Source organism: Streptomyces sp. O3 (genome assembly GCF_054788135.1).
Genome location: NZ_JBTVYK010000029.1, coordinates 1 through 23,887 on the forward strand (window position 1 = coordinate 1; position 23,887 = coordinate 23,887).

Below are 23,887 nucleotides of genomic sequence, written 5' to 3' on the forward strand. Positions count from 1 at the left end.
GGTCGCGCCCGCGCCGCCGGCCGCCGCGCAGCCCCCGGTGCCGCCGCCCGCGGCCGCCGCCCCCGTCAGCCTCAGCAAGGTCACGCTCACCAAGGCGGCCCCGACCGTCTCGCTGTCCAAGCAGGGCGGCACATCCGGCGCGATGCGGGTCAACCTCAACTGGCAGATGCGCCCGCAGACCAAGGGCGGCTGGGGCAGCAAGCTGAGCCGGGCCATGCGGCCCCCGCTCGACCTCGACCTGTGCGCCCTGTTCGAACTCACCGACGGCACCAAGGGCGTGGTGCAGGCGCTGGGCAACGCCTTCGGCGCGCTGCACCAGCCGCCGTTCATGCAACTCGACGGAGACGACCGCACCGGAGCCGTCGACACCGGCGAGAACCTCACGATCAACCTCGACCACAAGGACAAGTTCCGACGGATCGTCATCTTCGTGACCATCTACGAGGGCGCGAACAGCTTCGCCGACCTCAATGCCACGGTCACCCTCCAGCCGCAGCACGGCGCGCCGATCGAGTTCTTCCTCGACGAGTGCAACGTCCCGTCACCGGTGTGCTCCCTCGCGCTGATCACCAACGAGGGCGGCGACCTCCAGGTGCGGCGCGAGGCCCGCTATCTGATCCCCGAGCGCGGCGTCAGCCCGCAGCGCACCATGGACTACACCTACGGTTGGGGCATGCAGTGGACGCCCGGCCGAAAGTGACGCCCGGACAGCCCGTGCCCGGCCGACGGCCGCGCACGGGCCGCCGCTAGCGATCGGGCGTCGGCGTGGCGCGTTCGGGGCGTGCGTAGGTGCGCCCCTTCCACGCCGCGCCCCGCCCCCGGTAGTGCTGGACCGCGGAGTCCACGGTCATCAGCAGATACAGGGAGGCGGTCGCGGGCAGCAGCGGCGCGAGCCACGGCGGCTGGCCGTAGTAGCGCAGCATCGGCAGATACGTCGCCGTCATCAGCAGCCACGCCGCGCCCCCCGCGGCGGCCGCGTGCCCGTCGCCGCCGAGCAGGCCCGCGACCAGCGCGACGGGCGGCGCGAGATACACCACGGCGAGTCCGGCGACCGTGCCGAGCAGCAGCGCCGGACTGTGCCGCAGCTGCGCGTAGGCGCTGCGCGACACCATCCGCCACAGATCGCCCAGCCGCGGATAAGGCCGGACGCTGTCCACACGGTCGGCCAGGCCGAGCCAGATCCGCCCGCCCGCGCGCCGCACGGCGCGGGCGAGCGCCACATCGTCGATCACGGCCTGCCGGATCGCGTCGGGAACGCCCGCCCGTTCGGCGGCCTCCGTGCGCAGCAGGACGCAGCCGCCCGCCGCGGCCGCGGTCCTGGACCCCGCCCGTGACACCCACCGGAACGGATACAACTGCGCGAAGAAGTACACGAACGCGGGCACCACAAGACGCTCCCACCGGCTCGCCACGCGCAGCCGCGCCATCTGCGACACCAGGTCGAAGCCCCCGGTGCGGGCCGCGGCCACCAGCGTGCGCAGGCTGTCCTGGGCATGGGCGATGTCCGCGTCCGTCAGCAGCAGATACTCCGGGGTCCCGGACCGCGCCGCACGCGCGTGTGCGACGCCGTGCCGCACCGCCCACAGCTTCCCCGTCCATCCCGCGGGCGGCTCGCCCGGCGACGTCACGGTCAGCGGCAGCCCGCCGTGCAGCCCGGCGAGCGAACGGGCCAGCCGCCCGGTGCCGTCCGAGCTGCCGTCGTCGACCAGGACGACCTCGGCCCGCCCCGGATAGTCCTGGGCCAGCAGCGACGGCAGACTCTCGGGCAGTACGGCGGCCTCGTCCCTGGCCGGGACGATCACACAGACCGACGGCCACCCGGCCGGGTCACGGCGCGGCGGCAGGCGTACGTCCGTACGCCAGAAGAAGCCCTGACCCAGCAGCAGCCAGAGCCAGGCGGTCAACGACACGACGGCGGTCCACGCGAGAGCGCTCATGGACGGGAGTGTGCCCCACGCGACGGAGCGCGCCCCGCGCCTGGGGCCCGACAGCGCCGATCGTCTAAAGTGACCGGGTGAAGATCGCGCTCATGGACTCCGGAATCGGCCTGCTCCCGGCCGCCGCGGCGGTACGCCGCCTGCGGCCCGACGCCGATCTCGTCGTCTCCTCGGACCCGGACGGGATGCCCTGGGGGCCGCGTACGCCCGAGGACCTCACCGAGCGCGCACTGGCCGTGGCCGAAGCGGCCGCCGCGCACCGCCCCGACGCGCTGATCGTGGGCTGCAACACCGCGTCCGTACACGCCCTGCCCGCGCTGCGGGCGCGGCTGGAGCCGGAACTGCCCGTCATCGGCACCGTGCCCGCGATCAAGCCCGCCGCGGCCGGCGGCGGCCCGGTCGCGATCTGGGCCACCCCCGCCACCACCGGCAGCCCCTACCAGCGGGGTCTGATCCGCGAGTTCGCCGGCGGCGTCGAGGTGACCGAGGTGCCCTGCCCCGGCCTCGCCGACGCCGTCGAGCAGGCCGACGAGGTCGCCGTCGAGCAGGCCGTCGCCGCCGCGGCCCGGCGCACCCCGCCGGACGTCCGGGCCGTCGTCCTGGGCTGCACGCACTACGAGCTGGTGGCGGAGCGCATCCGCGCCGCGGTGCGCGGCCCCGGCCTGGCGCCGCTCGTGCTGCACGGCAGCGCCGACGCGGTCGCCGCCCAGGCGCTGCGCAGGGCCGGTGCGTCCGCACAGCCCGACGCGGCCCCCACCGGGCGGCTCACCGTGCTGCTCAGCGGCCGGGCGGGCGAGCTGCCCGGACCCGCGCTGACCTACGCCGACGGCGCGCGGCTCGCGGCCGTCAGCACGGCGCGCTGAACGTCCCCCGTCCGTGAGGGTGACGGCCTGTCCCAGGGCCTGCTTTCGGCGCGGAACGCGAGTAGCCTGCTTCGCATGACGTACCACCCCCAGAGCGGCCGGGACGCGAGCGAGCCCCCGGCCGAGGTCTGGACCGGGCGTGCGACGAACCGCATGCAGTGGCTGCTGGCGTCGGTCGGCGCCGCGTGTCTGGCGCTGGGCATCGAGCTGGCCGTCGACCCCGCCTGGACGTCCGCGCTCGCCCCGCTGCTGATGGCCGTCGTGGGCTGTGTGGCGGCGGGCCTGCTGATGCTCTTCGGGACGCTCGCGTTCGTCCATGTGGCCGTGCGCGTGGACCAGGAATGCCTGGAGGTGCGCTGCGGTCATATGGGTCTGCCGCGCCGCCGCATTCCGCTGAGCCATGTCGTCGGTGCCGACTTCGCGCCGCGGGTGACTCCGCGGCAGTGGGGCGGCTGGGGGTACCGGTGGCGGCCGGAGAAGGGCACCGCCGTGGTGGTGCGGCGCGGTGAGGGCGTGGTCCTGGACCTCGGCGAAGGCCGGAAGTTCACGGTCACCGTGGACGACGCCGAAGCAGCGGTCCGCGTCATCCGCGACCGCCTGCGCGCCCTCGCGGGCCCGGCCCCCGGAACCTGACCCCTGGCCCCCGCACACCCACCGCGTACGACCACCACGCGACCGGCCGCGCACGGTGCCGGGTCACGCGGGCGATCGCGTGCCGCCAGTCGCGTACGGCTGCCGCGCGGTGTGGCTGCCGCGTGGCGTCGGTCGCGTATGGCCATCGCACGGCACGGGTTCGCGTGCGGCCACGGCGTGGTACCCCTACGCGCGGCCACCACACGGCCCCGTGCGGTGCGACCATCGTGCGGTGCCCGGTCGGGTACAGCAGTTTCGGTCGGGTACAGCAGTTGTCGCGCGGTGCCGCCGCGTGGTGGCCACCGCGCGGCCCCGGTCGCGTGCGGCCGTCGCGTGGTGTCGCCTCGGGGTGCAGCCTCGGGGTGTGGCCAGCGTGTGGCGGTGGTTGCCGGGGAGGCGTGGCGTGGCCTGGGTCCGTCGGGGGAGTCAGGGCGTCGCCCAGGGGCGGGACGTCGCGAGTCCCGCGAGCAGCCCCGCGCCCGCCGTCACCGGGGTGAAGCTCAGCGCGTTCCCGACCGAGGCCAGCACCGCGAGGCCGGTCAGCGCGGCGGCCGCCGTCAGCACCACCGGCGTCGGGCGGCACGAACACCACAGGGCGTACAGCAGCCACCCGAACACCGCCGCCAGCAGCACCACCCCCACCACACCCTGCTCAGCGGCCTGCTGAAGCGCCGCCGAATGCGGTCGGCTGTCGCCGTGCGGACTCCGCCCGGCCGCGTCACTGAGCTCCCCGAACCTGCCGGGTCCCACGCCCAGCGCCGGATCGTTCCCGGCCAGCGTCAGCGCGTCCTGCCACAACAGCACCCGGTGTTGTGTCAGCTGCCCCTCCAGGGACACCGCGAGGCCGTCCGGCAGTACGTCATCGGCGACCGCCCAGGACAGCCCCGTCACCACGACCGTGGCCAGCGCGCAGCCCGCGAGACCCAGCGCGCGGTAGCGCATCCTGGCCGCGGCGAGGGAGCACAGCAGCACCCCTGCGGCTCCTGCGAATCCCGCCATCGAGCCCAGCGCCAGCGCGACGCCCGCCACCGCGACCGCCAGCAGCCGCAGCGCCACGCGCGCGGCGGGCCGCCGGGACGCCCACGCCCCGCAGCAGGCCGCACCGGCCGCCAGGATCAGCAGCGCGGCGGCCGCGCCCGTGTGTCCCAGCGGCGGAGCGGCACCCGAGCCGGGGACACCCTGTGACGAGGAGGCCGCCAGACCCAGCGCGGCCAGCGCCGCCGCCCCGCAGGCGGCGGCGGGCAGCAGCGCCCCGCAGATCCGCCCGCCCGCATAGCCCGCGGCCACCGCGAGCACCGCGAGCAGCACCCCCTCCGGCCTGCCGCCGCTCGCCGCGGCCGTGATCAGCGACCACGCCGCGCAGGCCCCGAGCACGGCGACACCGGCGCTGTCCGCCGTGGCGCGCCGCTCCCGTACCCCCGGTCGCGCGGCCGAAGCCATCCGCTCGCCCCCGTCTACCCCGTCCACCCCAGCCCCCGACGGGTCCCGGACACCGTGGCCGGATCGATCCGGCCGGAGGGCAGGGACTCGGGCACACCGTAACGGCTGGCGGCAGGATGTGTGCGGATATCGCGCAGGAACGATGCGGCAGTGGTGTGCGCACCGCGTCCACGGGCCGCTGCCCGGCTGCGCGCGGGCCAGGGTGTGGGTGTGTCAGTCCCGCGCCGTAGACTCCGCGAGGTGACAGCCACCACCTCGACAGACGTGCCCGAGCGGCCCGCCCCGCGCCCCGAGCCCGCGACCGTGGCGCGCGGCCAGCGGACGCTGCGGCGGCTCCGGAGGCTGCGGCGGCCCGGCGCGGCGGTGCTCTCCGGAGCGCTGCTGTACGCGAGCTTCCCGCCGCGCCCCCTGTGGTGGCTGGCGGTGCCCGCGCTCGCCGGATTCGCCTGGTGCCTGCGCGGCCGCGCCTGGAAGGCCGCGTTCGGCCTCGGCTGGCTCTTCGGCCTGGGCTTCCTGCTGCCGCTGCTGTCCTGGACGGGCACCGACGTCGGACCGCTGCCGTGGGTCGCGCTCGCCCTGGTCGAGGCGCTGTTCCTGGGGGCCGCAGGCGTGGGCGTCGCCCTGGTCGCGCGGCTGCCGCTGTGGCCGCTGTGGGCCTCGGGCGTGTGGATCGCGGCCGAGGCGGCACGGGCCCGTTTCCCGTTCGGCGGATTCCCCTGGGGCAAGGTCGCCTTCGGCCAGCCCGAAGGCGTGTTCACGCCGCTCGCGGCCCTCGGCGGGACCCCGCTGCTCGGCTTCGCCGTCGTGCTGTGCGGCTTCGGCCTGAGCGATCTGGTGCGGCGGCTGGCGCGGTCACGCCGCGTGCGGGACGGCGGCGTCGCACTCGCCGCCGCGCTGACCGCGGCCCCCGTCGTCGCCGGGGTGGCCGCGCTGCCGCTGGTCGACACCACGGCGGAGGACGGCACCGCCACCGTCGCGGTGATCCAGGGCAATGTGCCGCGTCTGGGCCTGGACTTCAACGCCCAGCGCCGCGCCGTACTCGACTACCACGTACGGGAGACCGAGCGGCTCGCCGAGCGCGTCGAGCGGGGCGAGGCCGAGCAGCCCGACCTGGTCCTGTGGCCGGAGAACTCCTCCGACATCGATCCGTACGCCAACCCCGACGCCCGCGCGGTGATCGACCGGGCCGCACGCGCGATCAAGGCGCCGATCTCGGTCGGCGCGGTCGCCGAGGCCGACGACGGCACCCCCCGCAACCGCCAGATCCTCTGGGATCCGGAGACCGGACCCGGCGCCTACTACGACAAGCGGCAGCTCCAGCCGTTCGGCGAGTACATGCCCTACCGGTCCTTCTTCCGGATCTTCAGCTCCGACGTCGACCGGGCGGGCCGCTTCGTCCCCGGAGACCGCACCCAGGTCTTCGACATGGCGGGCGCCGCCGTCGGCCCCGTCACCTGCTACGAAGCCGCCTTCGACGGCGTCGTACGGGACCAGGTGCGGGCAGGCGCGCAGATCCTGTCGGTGCCCAGCAACAACGCGACGTTCGGGCGCAGCCAGATGACCTACCAGCAGCTCGCCATGGACCGGGTGCGCGCCGTCGAGCACGGCCGCCCCGTGCTGGTGCCCGTCACCAGCGGCGTCAGCGCCGTGATCATGCCGGACGGCCAGATCGTGCAGCAGACGGAGCTCTTCACGGCCGACTCGCTGGTGGCCGAGGTGCCGCTGCGCTCCTCGCTCACGCCCGCGACGCGCCTCGGCGTCGTGCCGGAGCTGATCCTGGCGGCGCTGGGCGTCGCGGGGCTCGGCTGGGCGGGAGCGCTGGCCGTACGCGCGCGGCGGGACCGAACCGCCTGAGCCCCGGACGATCCGAACACCAGGTCCGGGGCGCACCAGGGCCGGTTAGGCCCTGTCGTCAAACTCCCGCCTGCCCCGCGACGCCACGGTGACATCAGCCTCCCCCCACTCTCGGCTTCGCTCGAGCGGGAGGTACCCCCCTCGCGGCGGGCGCACTCTCGCCGCACCGGGCACAAGCCCGAGTACGTCCAGTACGAGGACGTGCCCCCGGCACGCCGAGAGCACGCACCTCGGTGACATCAGCTGCTTCGCAGCGGGCGCAGGGCCGCCCTCCGGGCGACGGCGGGAGTTTGACGACAGGACCTAGGGTCGGGGGCATGGCAACTCCCGACTTCATCCGCGACATCCGGGCCACCGCCGGACACCAGCTGCTGAGCCTGCCCGGCGTGACGGCGATCGTCTTCGACGACGAGGGCCGCGTGCTGCTGGGCAGGCGGACCGACACCGGCAGGTGGGCGGTGATCGGCGGCATCCCGGAGCCGGGGGAGCAGCCCGCGGCATGCGCCGTCCGCGAGGTGTACGAGGAGACGGCCGTACGCTGCGAGGTCGAGCGGATCGTGCTGGTGCAGGCCCGCGAGCCGCTCACCTACCCGAACGGCGACGTCTGCCAGTTCATGGACATCACCGTGCGCTGCCGCGCGGTGAGCGGCGAGGCGCGGGCGAACGACGACGAATCCCTCGACGTGGCGTGGTTCGCGGTGGACGCGCTGCCCGAGCTGGAGGAGTTCGGGCTGTTCCGCATCAAGCAGGCCCTGGCCGACGCGCCCACCTGGTTCGCCCCCGCGCCAGCGCCAGCCCAGTAGACGCCCGCGGCGCCGAGCGGCGCGGCCGAGCGCTCGCCCCTGTCCGCCGCCAGGAGCCTCAGCCGCGTCTGCGGCAGCCCGTCGCGGAGCCGGAGCCGCCGTCGCGGAGCCGGAGCCGCCCCGGAAGCGTTCGGTCCGGGGACGGCTCCGGCTCAGGCGAGCCCTGTGCGGCCCGGTCACTCCTTGCGGTACGCGTACGCCTCCCCGGCCGCGGCCTCCACCGCGTCCAGATCCGCACCGGCGGACGCGGTGACCACGGCCGCGACCGCGCCCTCCACGAACGGCGCGTCCACCAGCCGGGCGCCGCCGGGCAGCTCATCGCCGTCGGCGAGCAGCGACTTCACCGTGAGGACGGCACTGCCGAGGTCCACGAGCAGGGCGACGCCCGCGCCCTGGTCGACGGAGCGCGCCGCTTCGGCGATCAGCTCCGCGCTGGTGCCGAGCCCGCCGTCCTCGACACCCCCGGCCGGTGCCACGGGAGCGGTGTCCCCGCCGCCCGCGAGCCCCTTCGCCAACTCGGCGACCGCGGCGGCGACCGGTCCGCTGTGCGAGACCAGGACGACGCCGACCCGCTGCTCCGCGCTCATCGGGCCGTCTCCGCCAGCGCGGCGATCAGGAGCGCCGACGAGGTGGCGCCGGGGTCCTGGTGGCCGATGCTGCGCTCGCCGAGATAGCTCGCACGGCCCTTGCGGGCCTGCATAGGCGTGGTGGCCAGGGCACCCTTCTCGGCGGCCGCGCTGGCCGCGTCGAACGACTCGTCCAGCGCGTCGGCCGCCGGGATCAACGCGTCCAGCATCGTCTTGTCGCCCGCGACCGCGCCGCCCAGCTTGCCCACCGCCGCCACGCCGGTGCGCAGCGCCTCGGCCAGCTCGGCCGCGGAGACCTCGGCGGCGTCGCCGAGCGCCTTGCCCGTACCGCGCAGCAGCGTGCCGTACAGCGGTCCGGACGCCCCGCCCACCTTGGAGATCAACTGGCGTCCGGCCAGGGCCAGTACGGCTCCCGGCGTCCGCGGGTCCTCGGCGGCGACGGCCTGAGTCACCGCCGCGAACCCGCGCTTCAGATTGCTGCCGTGGTCGGCGTCTCCGATCGCCGAGTCCAGCTCGGTCAGCTGGTCGGCCGCGCGGTCGACGGCCGCCGCGGCGGCCGTCATCCAGCGGCGGAAGAAGTCGGCGTCGAGCACATGTCCTCCTCGCATCGGTCGTCACACGCCCCAGCGTAGGGCGGGGGTGCGCACCGGAGCGTCCCACAGCCGCAGCAGTTCCTGATCGACCTGACAGAGCGTCACCGAGCAGCCCGCCATGTCGAGCGAGGTCACGTAGTTGCCGACCAGGACCCGTGCGACGGCCACTTGACGCTCAGTCAGTACGCGTTGGACCTCGGCGTGGAAGCCGTACAGCTCGATCAGCGGGGTCGCGCCCATGCCGTTGACCAGCACCAGCACCGGGTTCCGCGGTCGCAGATCGTCGAGTACGGCGCCGACGGCGAAATCCGCGATCTCCCGAGAGGTCATCATCGCGCGCCGCTCACGGCCCGGCTCGCCATGGATGCCGATGCCCAACTCCAGCTCTCCGGGCGGGAGATCGAAGGTGGGTCCGCCCTTGGCGGGCGTCGAGCAGGCGCTCAGCGCGACCCCGAAACTCCGGGAGCTCTCATTGACCTGACGGGCGATCGCCTCGACCCGCTCCAGGGGAGCCCCCTCGTCGGCGGCGGCCCCCGCCAGCTTCTCGACGAACAGGGTGGCGCCGGTACCGCGCCGCCCCGCCGTGTAGAGGCTGTCGGTCACCGCCACATCGTCGTTGACGAGGACCTTGGCGACCTGGATGCCCTCGTCCTCGGCGAGTTCGGCGGCCATGTCGAAGTTCAGTACGTCGCCGGTGTAGTTCTTCACGACGAACAGCACGCCGCTGCCGCTGTCCACGGCCGCCGCCGCCCGCACCATCTGATCCGGCACGGGTGAGGTGAACACCTCACCGGGGCAGGCCGCCGACAGCATGCCAGGACCCACGAACCCGCCGTGCAGCGGCTCGTGCCCCGAGCCGCCGCCGGAGACGAGCCCGACCTTGCCGGCGACGGGGGCGTCCCTGCGGACGATCACCCGGTTCTCGACGTCCACGGTCAGCTCAGGGTGGGCCACGGCCATGCCCCGCAGCGCGTCCGGGACCACCGTCTCGGCGACATTGATCAGCATTCTCACGCCTACCTCCAGGGAAGCCAAGCAGATGTCGGCAGTATCGACCCTGAGGAGGCGGAGGTCACGCCGGATGACGGCCGCGCAGATGATCCACGAGCACCGCGGTATGACTGTGGGCGGGGTCCTTGACGGCGGTGAGCAGGGTGAGCGGGCCGGTGGCGGCGAGCTCGCGCAGCCGCTCCAGCGCCGCCGCGGCGTCGGGCGCGGTGAGCTCGGCCTCGTAGCGGCGGCGGAACAGGTCGTACGTCCCCTCAGGGCCGTGGAACCAGCGCCGCAGTTCCGTCGACGGGGTGACCTCCTTGGGCCACAGATCGACGTGCGCGTCGGCCTTGGCCACGCCACGGGGCCACAGCCGGTCGACCAGGACGCGGGCCCCGTCGTCCGGGCGAGGCGGGTCGTAGACGCGGCGCACCCGGATCCGGTCCTGGTCCCGGTCCCCGGCGGACCGCGCGGGTCTGGTCATGCCTCAGGTTAACCACGGGCGGGGTGCCGCGGCAGCCTGGGAGGGCTGTCTGCCGCCCGCCCGCGCATCGACCGATCGGTTGATGCGCGCATCAGCCGTCTCGCGGCGACTGGGGCCCGCCCGGGGGACATCCAGGGGCTGGCGGCGCCTCGATGATGGAGGGGAGCGCGCCCCGCCGCGCTCGTCGGTCATCGTTGAGCGCGCGAGGAGGTCCCGCGTCATGAAGTGTCCCCGTCCGGGAGGGTTCCGGCAGACGGCTGCGCTGAGCGCGGCACTGGCCGTCGCCGTGCTGGCGGTCGGCTGCGGCTCGACGACGTCCGGCGCGGGCGGCGAGGAGCCCGCCGCGTCCGGGTCCCCGGCGGGCTCCGGTTCCGGCGGCGCCGCTCCGCCCCGGTCTCCCGCTCCGTCTTCCTCGCCGCCGCCCGCCCGCCCGTCGGCCGATCCGGAGGCCGACCGGGCGCTGCTCAAGGCCGCCGCCGCGGGTGACGCCGCCGCCGTACGCGAGGCCATCGCGCGCGGCGCGGACCTGGGGACCCGTAACGGCCGTCGCCAGACACCGCTGCTGCTGGCCGTGACCGGCGACCATGTCGACGCGGCCGAGGCCCTGGTGAAGGCCGGAGCCGACCCCGACGCCCTGGACCACCAGCACGACACCCCGTGGCTGGTCACCGGGGTCACCGGCAGCGCCAGGATGGCTCGGGTGCTGGCCGAGGCCGAGCCCGACTACACCATCCTCAACCGCTACGGCGGCACCTCCCTCATCCCCGCCGCCGAACGCGGCCACGTCGCCTACGTCCGTGAGGTCACCGCCAACGACGCCATCGCCGTCGACATCGACCACGTCAACAACCTGGGCTGGACCGCGCTGCTGGAGGCGGTCATCCTCGGTGACGGAGGCACGGACCATCAGCGGATCGTCTCCCTCCTCCTGGACGCGGGCGCCGACCCGGAACTGGCCGACAAGGACGGGGTGACCCCGCTCCAGCACGCCGAGCGCGCGGGCTACGGCGCCATCGTCCGGACGCTGCGCGCCGCCGTCCGCTGAACGCCGGAAGCATCAGGAAACATGAGGGAGCCCTCGTTGTCCGGGACCACGGGACAACGAGGGCTCCGTGCTCGACTGCCTTCCCCCACGAAAGGCTGCCGAGGGTCTCGCCGGGCGCGACGCGCCCGGAGCGGGTGCGGTGCGTCAGATGTTCAGCGCAGAGCTGCCGGACAGATGCGCCTTCATCTGGCACGCGTTGGCGAAGGTGGCGGACCACGCGACGCGTCGGCCTTCCCAGTAGCCGTCCGCGGTGATCACGACCGGCCGCCACTCCATGGTGCACGCGATGTGCGGCTGGGCGGTGACGAGCTGGGCGAACGCGCCGTCGACGGCCCTCAGTTCGGCACAGGCGGCCTTGGCGTCCGGGTGGCTGCCGCCGGGCCGGGGCGCGCAGGTCAGGGTCACGGCGCGCTCGGCCGTCATGGTGGCGGCCTCCTCGCCCTGTCCGACGGCGAGTACCAGATCCGACGGCGGGTAGAGGCTGGCCGCGTCCGCCTGCGCGGTGCCGGTCGCCGCGGTCAGGGCGCAGGCGGCCGCGGCGGCGGCCACGCCGATGGTCTTCAGTACGTAACGCACGTGGAACTCTCCTTTGACGCGAATGCACGGTGCACATGCGGGTGCGTGTGCGGGTGCAGATGCGGATGGCAGTGCGGGCTGCTCTTCGCGGACGGGAGTCTTGCGGGTGCGGAGAGTGAGTGCCACATCGATGGTCGGTTATCGGACGCGGTCGTCCGCTCAGCGGCAGGCGAAGAGACGTTCGGGCAGCTCAGAGCGGGTGATGCGGGTGTTCACGGACGGCCCAAAGTGCGCAAGCGATGCGATAGTAAAATCAGAAACGACCGCCTGACCTCGTGAAACGCCTGGCGCGTTCTCGTTCGGGACGGCTGGCATCGACCGGAAAGCATCGCTTCGATGTGCCGAAAAATGCCGGTGGCAGGATGTGCCACCGGCATTGAAGGGAGGTCGTTCTGGCGCGAGCCTCAGCGGCGCCTGACGCGCCGGTGCCGCCGCACCCCGGAGATCACCAGCGCGATCAGCAGCATCACCCCGAACACCAGCAGGTAAGCCCCCAGGCTGGGCAGTACCGACGCCAGGAAGTACCCGCACGCCGTCGTGGCCGACGCCCACACCACCCCGGCCACCGACTGCCAGAACGTGAACGCGCGCACGGGCACGCCCAGTGCCCCCGCGACCGGACCTGACAGCGTCCGCGCCACCGGGACGCACCGGGCCACCAGCACCGCGGCGACCGGGCCGTGCACCGCGAGCAGCTCCTCGACGCGGGCGACCCCGGCGCGCAGCCGCTCCCCGCGCAGCCGGGCCAGCAGCGGGGGCCCGGCCCGCCGCCCGGTCCAGTACCCGACCTGCACGCCCAGCACCGTGCCCGCCGACCCGGCCAGCAGCACCCAGGGCAGCGAGAACCCGCTCTCTCCCGCGGCGGCCAGCATCCCGGCCGTGAACAGCGTGGTCCCGCCCGGCAGGACCACGCCGACCAGCACGCCCGCTTCCAGGAACAGCACGACGAACACCCCGAGCGTCCCGAAGGCGGCGAGCAGCTGGGCGGTGTCGATCACCCCACCATCGTCGCCGCGCGGCACGGCCGGGGCATTCCGGCCGTTCACCGCCCTTCCACATTACTGAAACAGGTTCTACCGTGTGCGCCGTCGCCTGACGGTCAGCGAGAGCCAGGAGGGGCCGTGCACCTCGCATACACGCCTGAGCAGCAGCGGCTGCGCGCCGAGTTGCGTACGTACTTCGCCGAGCTGGTGCCGGACGGCTCTCACCCCCGGCGCACCGAGCCCGCGGCGCACAAGCGCTTCTACCGCGAGACGGTCCGCCGTCTGGGTGCCGACGGCTGGCTCGGCGTCGGCTGGCCCAAGGAGTACGGGGGGCGGGGCCTGACCCCGATGGAGCAGTTCATCTTCTTCGACGAGGCCGCCCAGGCCGGGGTGCCGCTCCCGCTGATGGCGCTGAACACCGTCGGCCCGACCCTGATGCGGTTCGGAACCGACGAGCAGAAGCGGTACTTCCTGCCGAAGATCCTCTCCGGCGAGATCGACTTCGCGATCGGCTACAGCGAGCCGGACGCGGGCACCGACCTCGCCGGACTGAAGACCCGCGCGGTACGCGACAGCGGTGACGACGGTGACGCGTACGTCGTCAACGGACAGAAGATCTGGACCACCAACGGCGACACCGCCGACTGGGTCTGGCTCGCCGTCCGCACCGACCCCGACGCCCCGCCGCACAAGGGCATCACCATGCTCCTGGTCCCGACCAGCGACCCCGGCTACTCCTGCACCCTCATCAACACGCTCGCCTCGCACGACACCACGGCCAGCTACTACGAGAACATCCGGGTCCCGCTCGCACACCGCGTGGGCGAGGAGAACCAGGGCTGGCGACTGATCACCAACCAGCTCAACCACGAGCGCGTCACCCTCGCCGCGCACGGCACCATGGCCATCCGCGCCCTGCACGACGTCCAGCGCTGGGCCGCCGACACCAAACTCACCGACGGCCGCCGCGTCATCGACCTCGGCTGGGTGCGCCAGCGCCTGGCCAGGACTCACACCGCACTGGACGCGATGAAACTCCTCAACTGGCAGATGGTGAACGCCGTCCAGGAGGGCACCCTCACCCCGCAGGACGCCTCCGCCGTCAAGGTGTACGGCTCCGAGGCCCGTCGCGACGCCTACGCCTGGCTGATGGAGGTCGTAGCCGCCGCGGGCCCGCTGAAGGAGGCGTCGGCTGGCGCGGTCCTGCACGGCGAACTGGAACGCGGCTACCGCTCCGCGGTCATCTTCACCTTCGGCGGCGGCAACAACGAGATCCAGCGCGAGATCATCTCCTGGATCGGCCTGGGGATGCCCAGGGTGCGCAGGTGAGGCGGTTGCGACGAGGTTTTAGTCAGTACGTAAACGGGCTGGTCGCGCTCGGGTCCACACCTGGGGTCGCGATCGCCGGGCGCGGGCGGAGCGGGGGCGGGCGGTCAGACGGTCACGCGGTCAGGCGGCGCGCGTGGGTGACCAGGGCTTCGCGCTGGGCGGCGGGGCCCGCGGCCACGGCTGCGGGCGCCAGCATCCGGGCCAGCTGGGGCAGCGTGAACCAGGACACGGTCAGTGCGATCACCGCGTGCAGCAGCTGGCCCGCCTCCACCGTGTCGGTGAGCACGCCCGCCTTCTGAGCGGCGGCGACGGCGGCGATCTTCTCGGCGTAGTGGTCGGTGCGTTCGCACTCGGCCGCCACCCGGTCCTGGCACTGCAGACCTTCCCAGGCCAGCAGCCGCACGAAATGCGGGTGAGCGCGGTGGTAGTCGAACACCCGGCCCGCGTAGTCGCCCAGGTCGGCGGCCTGCTCGCCGGTCAGCGGCACCGCCGCGGCGAGCTTCTGCAACTCGGCTTCCAGCACTGCCACGAACAGCTTTTCCTTGCTGCCGAAGTACTGGTAGATCCGCTCCTTGTTGACGCCCGCACGGGTGGCGACCCGCGCGACGCGGGCGCCCTCGGGGCCATGGTCGGCGAACTCCTCGACCGCGGCGTCGAGCAGCAGCTGTTTCGTGCGTGCGGTGTCCCAGGCCATGCCCTGACTCTAACCCATCCCCAACCTCACGGTTGGATTTCGGCCGGAGCCTGTGCAAGACTCCAACCAATCGGTTGGAGATTTCGAGTTCAGCCCGTCTGACCAGGAGATACGCATGTCCGCACACACGCCCGCTGCCCCCGCCGCCCCGTCCGTTCACCGCCGGGCGCTGATCACCTGGCTGGCCGTCTATCCCACGATCACCGTTGCCCTGGGGCTGCTCGGCCCGGCCACCGAACACCTGCCGTTGCCGCTGAGGACGCTGATCCTGACCGTGATCGTCGTCCCCGTCGCTGCCTACAGCCTCATCCCCGCCTTGATGAAGGCCAACGCCGCGCTCGCCCGCCGCACCCGTTGACGCAGTAGGCGAGACCGGCGGAGATGGCGTACCGACACACCGGTGCGCACACCGCCCAGCCTCGACGAGGACTACCTCACCCTCGTCACGACCGGCCACCGGAAGATCGCCGCCGTCACTCTCACCGTCCTCGACGCCGACCACGGCACGCCTCGCTGGTCCCGGCGCCTTCGTCGCTGACGGCGACCGACGTCTCGCCGTCGCACGGCAGACGCCGCGCCCCCACCATGCCGCCGCTGTCCACATCGAGGGCGGTGACTGCTCCGCTCGCTAGGCCCTGTCGTCCAGGCCCAGGCGTGAACTCCTGGGCCCCGCTGCCGCGCTCCATCCCCGGAAACGCGCGCCCACACCCGGTTCCCCCGCGCCTTGTCGTGCCCCGGCGTTATCCGGGGCACGCGGGTTTGGCATGATCGGGCTGCTCTCCTGGGCGGCTGGCGCCCGTACACGACACAAGAGGTGCAGCTCGATGACGAACCGCGACGTCCTGGTGAACCGCGACGTCGTCGCGCTCGACGACCCCGTGGGTGAGTCACTGCGCGGGCCTCACGCGCGTCTCGCCCGCGAGGTCGGCCGGGCCGTCACGTACCTGCCGGACGTCGCGACCTTCTCCTCGGTGTCCGCCGACGCGGACCCGGCTGAGTGGGCCGACCTGGCCCGGCTGCTCGGCCGGGACGCGTTCGCCGACATGTTCAGCTGTCCCGCCGTCCCACCGCCGGACTGGGAGCCGGTCTTCGTCCTCGAAGGACGTCAGATGATCTGGCCGGACCGGTACCGCCCCGACCGCTCCGGCGACGGGGTCGCCCCGGACAGGGTCGTTCCGGACGGCGCCGCTCCGGACGTGGTCGAACTGGGCGCGGACAGCGTGCCCGAGATGCTCGACCTCGTCGCCCGGACCCAGCCGGGGCCGTTCTGGCCGCGCACCCACGAACTCGGCACCTACCTCGGCATCCGCGACAGCGGCGTCTTGACGGCCATGGTGGGCGAGCGGCTCCGGCCTCCGGGGTGGACCGAGATCAGCGCCGTCTGCACCGCGCCCGAGGCCCGCGGACGCGGCTACGCCGCCCGCCTGGTGGGTGCGCTCGTCGAGCGCGTCGTGGCGCGCGGCGAACGCCCGTTTCTGCATGTGGCCGAGAAGAACACCGGCGCGATCGCGCTCTATGAACGCCTCGGCTTCGAGACCCGCAAACACGTGACGTTCCGCGGGTTCCGCACGCCCTGACGCCCCCGGCGACCGCCGCGGGCCCGCCTCGCCCGGGGCCTGATCCGCCGGACAGGCCTTAGTCCGTCGCCCGGCTGCGGCTCTGGTAGGCGAGGTCCTGGTACTCGGGGTGCCGGGCCAGCCAGCCCGAGACGAACGGGCAGGTGGCCAGGACCCGCAGGCCGCGCTCGCGCGCGTCGTCCAGGGCGGCACGGGCCAGCGCACCGCCGACGCCCTGGCCCTCGTAGGCGGGGTCGACCTCGGTGTGCGGGTAGACGACGAGCGCGTCCGTACGGAGGTACTCGGCGAACCCGGCGAGTACCCCGTCGACCCGCGCCTCGAAGCGCTGGGCCGTCTCGGCGTCCGTGACCACGGCGTTCATACGGCGCCTCCCGCGTCCGGCGGCGTCGCTGGCGCTCCTGCCACCGGCACCGATCAGCCGATCGAACCGATCATGCGCGTACTCACCGGCGCTCGCGACTCGGCAGGCCCTAACCTGGAGGCAGAAGCCCGGCCATCGACACGCCGGGCGACCGAGACGCCGGGCGACCGGACGTCCGGGAGGCAGGCGGGGGAGGAGGCGCGCGCGTGAGTGCGACGGATCCCGTGAGTGCGGCGGATCCGGGGCTCTTCGGGCCCTCGTCCGTCACCTGGCGGATGCACAGCGACCCCGTCATGTGGATCGCCGGAGTGCGGGCGCTCTACCTCCAGGCGCTGCATCCGCGCGCCGTGCGCGGAGTGGTCCAGAATTCCGACTTCCGCCGGGACGCCTGGGGCCGTCTGCTGCGCACCGCCGACTTCGTCGGCACGCTCAGCTACGGCACCACCGACGCGGCCGAGCGGGCCGGAGCCCGGATACGCGGGATCCACCGCCGCCTCAAGGCCACCGACCCGGACACCGGCGAGCGGTACGGCGTAGACGAACCCGCGCTGCTGCTCTGGGTGCACTGCGCCGAGATCGACTCGTACCTGGACGTCGCCCGCCGCTCGGGCCTGCCGATCGACGACGCGCACGCCGACCGGTACATCGACGAGCAGCGGGTCAGCGCCCGCCTCGTCGGCCTCGACCCACACGGCGTACCCGCCGACCGGGCGGAGCTGGCCGCGTACTTCGCGACGGTACGCCCCGAGCTCGCCGCCGGACCCGAGGCCCGCGACGTCGACGCCTTCCTGCGCCGCCCGCCGAGCCACCCGCTGCTCACCCCCGCGCGGGAACTCCTGTGGCGGCGGGTGGCGAACCTCGCCTACAACGCGCTGCCGCCCTGGGCGCACACGCTGTACGGCAGGCCCACCCCGCCGCCCGAGACCGTGGACCTGCGGCTGCGGGCGACCGGCAACCTGCTGCGCTGCATACCCGACAGGGTCCGGTGGCGGCTGCCGCCCCGGCACATCCTGCGCGCCATGGACCGCCTCGGCCCGGCGAGCCGCCCGGCACCGTACCCACCGCCCGGCCGGACGGCCATACTGGACTGAGTCCTGCCGAGCGGGCCCGCCCTGGGCAGGACTCAGCCGGGGAGGGCGGCGAGGCGACGGGGGCGACGGCACGCGATGGCGGACACCAGGCTGATCCACGGCCGTTACCGGCTGCTTGAACTGATCGGGCGCGGCGGCATGGGGGAGGTGTGGCGCGCCCGCGACGAGTCGCTGGGCCGTGGGGTCGCCGTCAAGTGCCTGAAACCACTGGGGCCGTTGCGCGACCCGTCGGCCACACAGGTGGTGCGCGAGCGGTTCAGACGTGAGGCACGGGTCGCGGCGGCGCTCCAGCACCGCGGGGTCACCGTGGTCCACGACTTCGGCGAGTACGACGGTGTGCCGTACCTGGTGATGGAGCTCCTCGAGGGCCGCAACCTCAGCCAGCTCCTGGACGACAACAAGGCGCGTCCGCTGGCCGTACCGGACCTCGTGGAGATCACCGAGCAGGTGTCGCACGCCCTGGCCTACACCCACGAACAGGGCATCGTGCACCGGGATCTGAAGCCCGCCAACATCATGCGGCTCGCCGACGGCACGGTGAAGATCTGCGACTTCGGCATCGCCCGCATCGGCCGCGACATCGGCTTCACCGCCCGGCTCACCGGCACCGGCATCGCCATGGGCACCCCGCACTACATGTCGCCCGAGCAGATCGGCGGTGCGCCGGTCGACCACCGCAGCGACCTGTACTCGCTGGGCTGTGTGCTGTACGAAATCGCCACCGGGGCACCGCCGTTCGACCTCGGCGACGCCTGGGCGGTGCTCGTCGGGCACCGCGACACCCTGCCCACGCCGCTACGCGACCACCGCCCGGAACTGCCCGGCTATTTCGAGCGGATCGTCCTCAGCCTGCTCGCCAAGGAGCCGGACGCCCGCCCGCCCGACGCGCGGCAACTGGCCCGCCAGCTCGCCGAAGGCCGCGCGGGCCAGCCGCCCGCGGCCGTGTGGACGCCCACCGTGGCGACACGCCCCGCCACGGACGCGCGCTCCGCCGCGGACGCACACCCCGCCACGGACGTACGACGCGCCGCAGACGTACGTCCCGGCGCGGACCTCCGCCCTGTGGACCTCCGTCCCGCGGACCCGCGCCCCGCCGCGCGCGAGCCCCGGCTGCCGTCCTGGACCCGCGGAATGACCAGCGGCCACAAGGCCAGCGGCGCCGCGACCCCCCACGGCACACCCCTGGACGCGGCCGGACTCACCGGCGAGTGGACCCCGCGCCCCGACCGGCGCGCCCCGACCGCGCCCCCGCCACAGCCGCGCCCCACCCCGTCCCCCGAACTCCTGGCCGCACTGGCCGGCCGGCACAACGCGGGCCTGAGCCTGGGCCGCCTGGACCGTTGGGAAGAGGCCGGGCAGGTGCACCGCGCGGTCGCCGCCGAACGGGAGCACGCGCTCGGCCCCGACCACCCCGACACCCTCGCCAGCCGCTACGAGGCCGCCTTCGCCCTCAGCCGCACCGGCCGCCCCGCCGACGCGCTGCGCGAGTACACCCGCGTCGCCGACGGCCGCGAGCGCGCCCTGGGCCCCGACCACCCCGACACACTGGCCGCCCGGCAGGAGACGGCCTACGTACTGGGCCAGCTCGCCCGGCACTTCGAGGCGCACCAGGTGTACGCGGCGGTGCTCGCCGCCCGCGAGCGCACGGCGGGCCCCGACCACCCCGACACCCTGCGCTGCCGCCACAACCTGGCCTTCAACCTCAGCAGGCTCGGCCGCCTGGAGGACTCGTACCGCATGGCCCGCGAGGTGGCCGCGGCCCGCGCCCGGATACTCGGCCCCGACCACCCCGACACCCTGGTCACCCGGTACGAAGTCGCCTATGCGCTGGGACAGTTAGGGCGCTGGGGCGAGGCCCTGTGGGCCTACCGCGAGGTCGCCGACGCCCGCCGCCGGGCCTTGGGCCCGGACCACCCGGACACCCTCGCCGCCCGCTACGAGGTCGGCATCAGCCTGGGCCGTCTCGGCCGCGCCGCCGAGGCACTCGCCCTCTACCGCGAACTCGTCGACGACCGTACCCGGATACAGGGCCCCCGCCACCCCGAGACGCTCCGCGCCCGGCACGGCCTCGGCGTCAACCTCGGCCGCGTCGGCCGCTGGGCGCAGGCCCTGGACGAGGCGCGTGACGTCAGCACGCTGCGCGCTCAGGTGCTGGGCCCCGACCACCCGGACACCCTCGTCAGCCGACGCGAGGTGGCCGTGTGCCTGGGCTGGCTCGGCCGCTGGGCGGACGCCCGTACCGAGTACCGGCGGGTCGCCGCCGCCCGCGAGCGGGTGCTCGGCGTCGATCACCCCGACGCCCTGGACAGCCGCAACGACGAGGCCCACTGCCTGGAACAACTCGGCCGCGGCGCCGAGGCCGTCGCGCTGTACCGCCGCGTCGCGGCCCTGCGCCAGCGGCGCGGCACCCCGTAGACGGCGCGCGGCACCCGTCCGACGGCGCGGATCAGGCGGCGTGGACGGGCGGCTCCGACCAGACGGCCCCGCCCCCCGCCACCCGCTGCCCGCTGCCCGCCGGGCGGCCAGGCGTGACACCCTGATCCTTGTCCGAACGGAGCAGCGCCCGCCAGGCGAAAGGAGCGCGACATGGCCGCCCAGCAGGTACGCGGTGTCATCGCACCCGGCAAGAACGAACCCGTGCGGGTCCAGACGATCCTGGTCCCGGACCCCGGCCCCGGCGAGGCCGTCGTCCAGGTGCGAGCCTGCGGCGTCTGCCACACGGATCTGCACTACAAGCAGGGCGGCATCAGCGACGACTACCCCTTCCTGCTCGGTCATGAGGCCGCGGGCGTCGTGGAGTCGGTCGGCGCAGGCGTACGCGACGTCGCGCCCGGCGACTTCGTCATCCTCAACTGGCGTGCCGTGTGCGGCCAGTGCCGGGCCTGCCGCCGCGGCCGCCCCTGGTACTGCTTCGACACCCACAACGCCGAGCAGCGGATGACCCTCGCCGACGGCACGCCGCTCTCCCCGGCCCTGGGCATCGGGGCCTTCGCGGAGAAGACCCTGGTCGCCGCCGGGCAGTGCACCAAGGTGGACCCCACCGCGTCGCCCGCGGTCGCGGGGCTGCTCGGCTGCGGTGTGATGGCCGGGATCGGCGCCGCGATGAACACCGGCGACGTCGGACGCGGCGACTCGGTCGCCGTCATCGGCTGCGGCGGCGTCGGCGCGGCCGCCGTCGTGGGGGCCAGGCTCGCCGGGGCGGCGCGGATCATCGCGGTCGACATCGACGACCGCAAGCTCACCACCGCCCGCTCGCTGGGCGCGACCCACACCGTCAACTCCCGTGACACGGACCCGGTGGAGGCGATCCGCGCGCTCACCGACGGCTTCGGCGCGGACGTCGTCATCGAGGCGGTGGGTCGCCCCGAGACATACGAACAGGCCTTCTACGCGCGGGATCTGGCGGGCACGGTCGTCCTCGTCGGTGTCCCGACGCCGGATATGCGGCTCGATCTGCCGCTGCTCGACGTGTTCGGCCGCGGCGGCGCGCTGAAGTCCTCCTGGTACGGCGACTGTCTACCGTCACGCGACTTCCCGATGCTCATCGACCTGCACCAGCAGGGCCGTATCGACCTGGAGGCCTTCGTCACCGAGACCATCGCGCTCGACGAGGTCGAGAAGGCCTTCGAGCGGATGCACCAGGGCGATGTGCTGCGTTCGGTGGTGATGCTGTGATGACCGCCGCGGCCCGTGTCGAGCAGGTCGTCACCTCCGGCGTCTTCCGCCTGGACGGCGGCTCCTGGGAGGTGGACAACAACGTCTGGATCGTCGGCGACGACCACGAGGCGGTCGTCGTCGACGCCGCCCACGACGCCGACGCGATCGTCGCCGCGCTCGGCGACCGCGCCCTGCGCGCCGTCGTGTGCACGCACGCCCACAACGACCACATCGACGCCGCCCCCGACCTGGCCGCCCGCACGGGCGCCCCGATCCTGCTGCACCCGGACGACCTCCCGCTGTGGAAGCGGACCCACCCGGAACGCCTCCCGGACGACGCCCTGTCCGACGGGCAGCGGATCCCGGTCGCCGGTACGTCCCTGACCGTGCTGCATACGCCGGGCCACGCGCCCGGAGCGGTCTGCCTGTACGCCCCGGAGCTGTCCACGGTCTTCAGCGGTGACACGCTGTTCCAGGGCGGCCCCGGCGCGACCGGCCGCTCGTTCTCGCACTTCCCGACGATCGTCGACTCGATCAGGGACCGGCTGCTGAGCCTGCCGCCCGAGACGGTGGTCCGCACCGGCCACGGCGACTCGACGACGATCGGAGCGGAGGCGCCCCACCTGGCGGAGTGGATCGCCCGCGGCCACTGACACCGCGCGTACGAGGCCCGTCACCCCACGGGCGCGCCCGCCGGGTAACGCGCCCCCCGCGTCCGGCGGGCCGGAGTGTTCCGGTGTCGCCGTCAGGGCCCCGCGTGCTACCAAGAGGCATGCCTGTCGCACGCCCTTACGACGCCGTGGTCGTCGGCGCCGGACACAACGGACTCACCGCCGCCGCCTACCTCGCCCGCGCCGGACGCCGCGTCCTGGTCCTGGAGGGCTTGGACCACATCGGCGGCGCGGCCGTGTCGGCCCGGACCTTCGCCGGGGTCGACGCCCGCCTCTCGCGCTACTCGTACCTGGTCAGCCTGCTGCCGCGGAAGATCGTCCGGGATCTCGGGCTGAACTTCGCGGTCCGTAAGCGGGACGTGTCCTCGTACACGCCGACCGAGCGCGCGGGCCGGGCCACCGGACTGCTGGTCACCGGCAGCGCGGCCCGCAACCGCGAGGCCTTCGGGCAGCTCACCGGCTCGGACCGTGAGTTCCAGTCCTGGAAGGCCTTCTACGCCCGTACCGCGCGCCTCGCGCGGCGCGTCTTCCCGACGCTCACCGAGCCGCTCCCGACCCGCGCGGAGCTGTGCCGCCGCGTCGACGACGAGGACGCCTGGCGGATGTTCTTCGAGGAGCCGATCGGCGCCGCCGTCGAGCGGCACTTCGCCGACGACCTGGTGCGCGGCGTCGTCCTCACTGACGCCCTGATCGGCACCTTCGCCGACGCGCACGACCCCTCGCTCAAGCAGAACCGCTGCTTCCTGTACCACGTGATCGGCGGCGGAACGGGGGACTGGGACGTACCGGTCGGCGGCATGGGCGCGCTCACCGACGCCCTGGCCCGCGCGGCCCGCGAGGCCGGTGCCGAGATCGTCACCGGCCGCGAGGCGACCCGGATCGAGACCGACGGCGCCCACGCCGACGTCACCTACCTGACCGACGACGGGGAGGCCACCGCGACGGCCCGGCACGTCCTGGTCAACGCCTCGCCCGAGGCACTCGCGGCCCTGCTCGGCGAGGCGTCCCCACCACCCGCAGAGGGCGCCCAGCTCAAGGTCAACATGCTGCTCAAGCGGCTGCCGAGGCTGCGCGACACGGCAGTCGACCCGTACGAGGCCTTTGCCGGAACCTTCCATGTCGCCGAGGGCTACCAGCAGTTGGCGACCGCCCACGCCCAGGCCGCGGCCGGAGAACCGCCCGCCGCCCCGCCGTCGGAGCTCTACTGCCACTCGCTCACCGACCCCTCCATCCTCGGCCCCGACCTCGTGGCGCGCGGCTACCAGACGCTCACCCTCTTCGGCCTGCACACCCCGGCCCGACTCTTCACCCGTGACCACGACGCCGTACGCGAGGAACTGCTCACGTCGACGCTGGCGCAGCTGGACGCCCACCTGGCCGAGCCGCTCGCCGACTGCCTGGCCGCCGACGCGGACGGCAGGCCGTGCGTCGAAGCCAAAACCCCCCTCGACCTGGAGCGCGAGCTGGGCCTGCCCGGCGGCCATATCTTCCACCGCGACCTGGCCTTCCCCTACGCCACCGAGGACAGCGGCCGGTGGGGCGTGGAGACCGCGCACCCGAACGTCCTGCTGTGCGGCGCGGGCGCGGTACGCGGCGGTGGCGTGAGCGGTGTCCCCGGACACAACGCGGCGATGGCGATCCTGGAATCCGACAGCAACAGTCAGAGCCTCCAGGACGGCCAGAACGGCCAGAACGGGCAACTGATCTGACAGTCCATCA

25 protein-coding genes are annotated in these 23,887 nt (G+C 73.9%); 15 read left to right on the top strand and 10 right to left on the bottom strand.

The features are described from left to right. On the top strand, nt 1–700 hold a 700-nt coding region (locus tag ACX6XY_RS16400), incomplete at its 5' end, for a TerD family protein (protein ID WP_460331004.1). 46 nt (nt 701–746) lie between these two features. Here the strand turns inward: ACX6XY_RS16400 and ACX6XY_RS16405 are convergent. Continuing rightward, on the bottom strand, nt 747–1,937 hold the full coding sequence (locus tag ACX6XY_RS16405) for a glycosyltransferase (RefSeq protein ID WP_460331006.1): 1,191 nt from the start codon (nt 1,935–1,937) through the stop codon (nt 747–749). Nucleotides 1,938–2,014: 77 nt separating this feature from the next. Here ACX6XY_RS16405 and ACX6XY_RS16410 point away from each other — a divergent pair, with 77 nt between their 5' ends. Further along, nucleotides 2,015–2,800 (top strand): glutamate racemase, encoded by a 786-nt coding sequence (locus ACX6XY_RS16410; RefSeq protein ID WP_460331009.1) that lies wholly within the window; start codon nt 2,015–2,017, stop codon nt 2,798–2,800. Between the two features lie 75 nt (nt 2,801–2,875). Then, nucleotides 2,876–3,433, top strand: a complete 558-nt coding sequence (locus ACX6XY_RS16415; protein WP_460331011.1) for a hypothetical protein — start codon at nt 2,876–2,878, stop codon at nt 3,431–3,433. 426 nt (nt 3,434–3,859) lie between these two features. Here ACX6XY_RS16415 and ACX6XY_RS16420 read toward each other — a convergent pair whose 3' ends face one another. Then, nucleotides 3,860–4,873: an O-antigen ligase family protein gene (locus ACX6XY_RS16420; protein WP_460331013.1), complete on the bottom strand. Its 1,014-nt coding sequence runs from the start codon at nt 4,871–4,873 to the stop codon at nt 3,860–3,862. Between the two features lie 240 nt (nt 4,874–5,113). Between ACX6XY_RS16420 and lnt the strand changes: the two genes are divergently transcribed. After that, on the top strand, nt 5,114–6,727 hold the full coding sequence (lnt, locus tag ACX6XY_RS16425; RefSeq protein WP_460331015.1) for an apolipoprotein N-acyltransferase: 1,614 nt from the start codon (nt 5,114–5,116) through the stop codon (nt 6,725–6,727). 317 nt (nt 6,728–7,044) lie between these two features. After that, nucleotides 7,045–7,530: an NUDIX hydrolase gene (locus ACX6XY_RS16430; RefSeq protein ID WP_460331018.1), complete on the top strand. Its 486-nt coding sequence runs from the start codon at nt 7,045–7,047 to the stop codon at nt 7,528–7,530. A 176-nt stretch (nt 7,531–7,706) separates the two neighbouring features. Here ACX6XY_RS16430 and ACX6XY_RS16435 read toward each other — a convergent pair whose 3' ends face one another. The 4 genes from ACX6XY_RS16435 to ACX6XY_RS16450 are packed head-to-tail and all read right to left on the bottom strand — an operon-like array spanning nt 7,707 to nt 10,184. Next, complete coding sequence (locus tag ACX6XY_RS16435; protein ID WP_460331021.1) at nt 7,707–8,117, bottom strand: PTS-dependent dihydroxyacetone kinase phosphotransferase subunit DhaM; 411 nt, start codon at nt 8,115–8,117, stop codon at nt 7,707–7,709. Continuing rightward, nucleotides 8,114–8,710 (bottom strand): dihydroxyacetone kinase subunit DhaL, encoded by a 597-nt coding sequence (gene dhaL / locus ACX6XY_RS16440; RefSeq protein ID WP_460331023.1) that lies wholly within the window; start codon nt 8,708–8,710, stop codon nt 8,114–8,116. Before dhaL ends, ACX6XY_RS16435 begins: the two co-directional genes overlap by 4 nt. A gap of 21 nt (nt 8,711–8,731) precedes the next feature. Further along, nucleotides 8,732–9,724 carry a dihydroxyacetone kinase subunit DhaK gene (dhaK, locus tag ACX6XY_RS16445; protein ID WP_460331026.1) on the bottom strand — a complete coding sequence of 331 codons (993 nt, stop codon included), beginning with the start codon at nt 9,722–9,724 and terminating at the stop codon, nt 8,732–8,734. 58 nt (nt 9,725–9,782) lie between these two features. Next, on the bottom strand, nt 9,783–10,184 hold the full coding sequence (locus ACX6XY_RS16450) for a DUF488 domain-containing protein (protein WP_460331028.1): 402 nt from the start codon (nt 10,182–10,184) through the stop codon (nt 9,783–9,785). Nucleotides 10,185–10,644: 460 nt separating this feature from the next. Between ACX6XY_RS16450 and ACX6XY_RS16455 the strand changes: the two genes are divergently transcribed. Next, complete coding sequence (locus ACX6XY_RS16455) at nt 10,645–11,229, top strand: ankyrin repeat domain-containing protein (protein WP_460331173.1); 585 nt, start codon at nt 10,645–10,647, stop codon at nt 11,227–11,229. Between the two features lie 144 nt (nt 11,230–11,373). On the opposite strand, the gene ACX6XY_RS16460 is transcribed toward ACX6XY_RS16455, so the two are convergent. Both ACX6XY_RS16460 and ACX6XY_RS16465 read right to left on the bottom strand, forming a co-directional pair. Then, a complete protein-coding gene (locus ACX6XY_RS16460) occupies nt 11,374–11,805 on the bottom strand; it encodes a subtilase-type protease inhibitor (RefSeq protein WP_460331030.1) in 432 nt (143 codons plus the stop codon). A 404-nt stretch (nt 11,806–12,209) separates the two neighbouring features. Further along, nucleotides 12,210–12,803 carry a DedA family protein gene (locus tag ACX6XY_RS16465; RefSeq protein WP_460331032.1) on the bottom strand — a complete coding sequence of 198 codons (594 nt, stop codon included), beginning with the start codon at nt 12,801–12,803 and terminating at the stop codon, nt 12,210–12,212. A 123-nt stretch (nt 12,804–12,926) separates the two neighbouring features. Here ACX6XY_RS16465 and ACX6XY_RS16470 point away from each other — a divergent pair, with 123 nt between their 5' ends. Beyond that, nucleotides 12,927–14,117 carry an acyl-CoA dehydrogenase family protein gene (locus ACX6XY_RS16470; RefSeq protein ID WP_460331034.1) on the top strand — a complete coding sequence of 397 codons (1,191 nt, stop codon included), beginning with the start codon at nt 12,927–12,929 and terminating at the stop codon, nt 14,115–14,117. Between the two features lie 112 nt (nt 14,118–14,229). Here ACX6XY_RS16470 and ACX6XY_RS16475 read toward each other — a convergent pair whose 3' ends face one another. Then, the gene (locus ACX6XY_RS16475; RefSeq protein WP_460331036.1) at nt 14,230–14,811 is read right to left on the bottom strand and encodes a TetR family transcriptional regulator; all 582 of its coding nucleotides are present in this window, start codon (nt 14,809–14,811) and stop codon (nt 14,230–14,232) included. Between the two features lie 115 nt (nt 14,812–14,926). Between ACX6XY_RS16475 and ACX6XY_RS16480 the strand changes: the two genes are divergently transcribed. The 3 genes from ACX6XY_RS16480 to ACX6XY_RS16490 all read left to right on the top strand — a co-directional run bounded on the left by ACX6XY_RS16480 (nt 14,927) and on the right by ACX6XY_RS16490 (nt 16,388). Beyond that, entirely contained in the window at nt 14,927–15,169 is a 243-nt protein-coding gene (locus tag ACX6XY_RS16480) for a hypothetical protein (protein ID WP_460331037.1), read from the top strand. Nucleotides 15,170–15,211: 42 nt separating this feature from the next. Further along, on the top strand, nt 15,212–15,349 hold the full coding sequence (locus tag ACX6XY_RS16485) for a hypothetical protein (RefSeq protein WP_460331039.1): 138 nt from the start codon (nt 15,212–15,214) through the stop codon (nt 15,347–15,349). Nucleotides 15,350–15,635: 286 nt separating this feature from the next. Beyond that, nucleotides 15,636–16,388 (top strand): GNAT family N-acetyltransferase, encoded by a 753-nt coding sequence (locus ACX6XY_RS16490; RefSeq protein ID WP_460331042.1) that lies wholly within the window; start codon nt 15,636–15,638, stop codon nt 16,386–16,388. Nucleotides 16,389–16,446: 58 nt separating this feature from the next. On the opposite strand, the gene ACX6XY_RS16495 is transcribed toward ACX6XY_RS16490, so the two are convergent. Then, complete coding sequence (locus tag ACX6XY_RS16495; protein WP_460331175.1) at nt 16,447–16,935, bottom strand: GNAT family N-acetyltransferase; 489 nt, start codon at nt 16,933–16,935, stop codon at nt 16,447–16,449. Between the two features lie 89 nt (nt 16,936–17,024). Between ACX6XY_RS16495 and ACX6XY_RS16500 the strand changes: the two genes are divergently transcribed. The 5 genes from ACX6XY_RS16500 (at nt 17,025) to ACX6XY_RS16520 (ending at nt 23,877) form a co-directional block, all read left to right on the top strand. Beyond that, a complete protein-coding gene (locus ACX6XY_RS16500; RefSeq protein WP_460331178.1) occupies nt 17,025–17,840 on the top strand; it encodes an oxygenase MpaB family protein in 816 nt (271 codons plus the stop codon). A gap of 75 nt (nt 17,841–17,915) precedes the next feature. Then, nucleotides 17,916–20,255 carry a serine/threonine-protein kinase gene (locus tag ACX6XY_RS16505; protein WP_460331045.1) on the top strand — a complete coding sequence of 780 codons (2,340 nt, stop codon included), beginning with the start codon at nt 17,916–17,918 and terminating at the stop codon, nt 20,253–20,255. A 171-nt stretch (nt 20,256–20,426) separates the two neighbouring features. Then, entirely contained in the window at nt 20,427–21,515 is a 1,089-nt protein-coding gene (locus ACX6XY_RS16510; protein WP_460331047.1) for an S-(hydroxymethyl)mycothiol dehydrogenase, read from the top strand. Next, complete coding sequence (locus ACX6XY_RS16515; protein ID WP_460331049.1) at nt 21,515–22,150, top strand: MBL fold metallo-hydrolase; 636 nt, start codon at nt 21,515–21,517, stop codon at nt 22,148–22,150. The genes ACX6XY_RS16510 and ACX6XY_RS16515 overlap by 1 nt, the downstream gene beginning before the upstream one ends. Before the next feature lie 119 nt (nt 22,151–22,269). Then, nucleotides 22,270–23,877 carry a phytoene desaturase family protein gene (locus tag ACX6XY_RS16520; protein WP_460331051.1) on the top strand — a complete coding sequence of 536 codons (1,608 nt, stop codon included), beginning with the start codon at nt 22,270–22,272 and terminating at the stop codon, nt 23,875–23,877. Nucleotides 23,878–23,887: the final 10 nt, after the last annotated feature.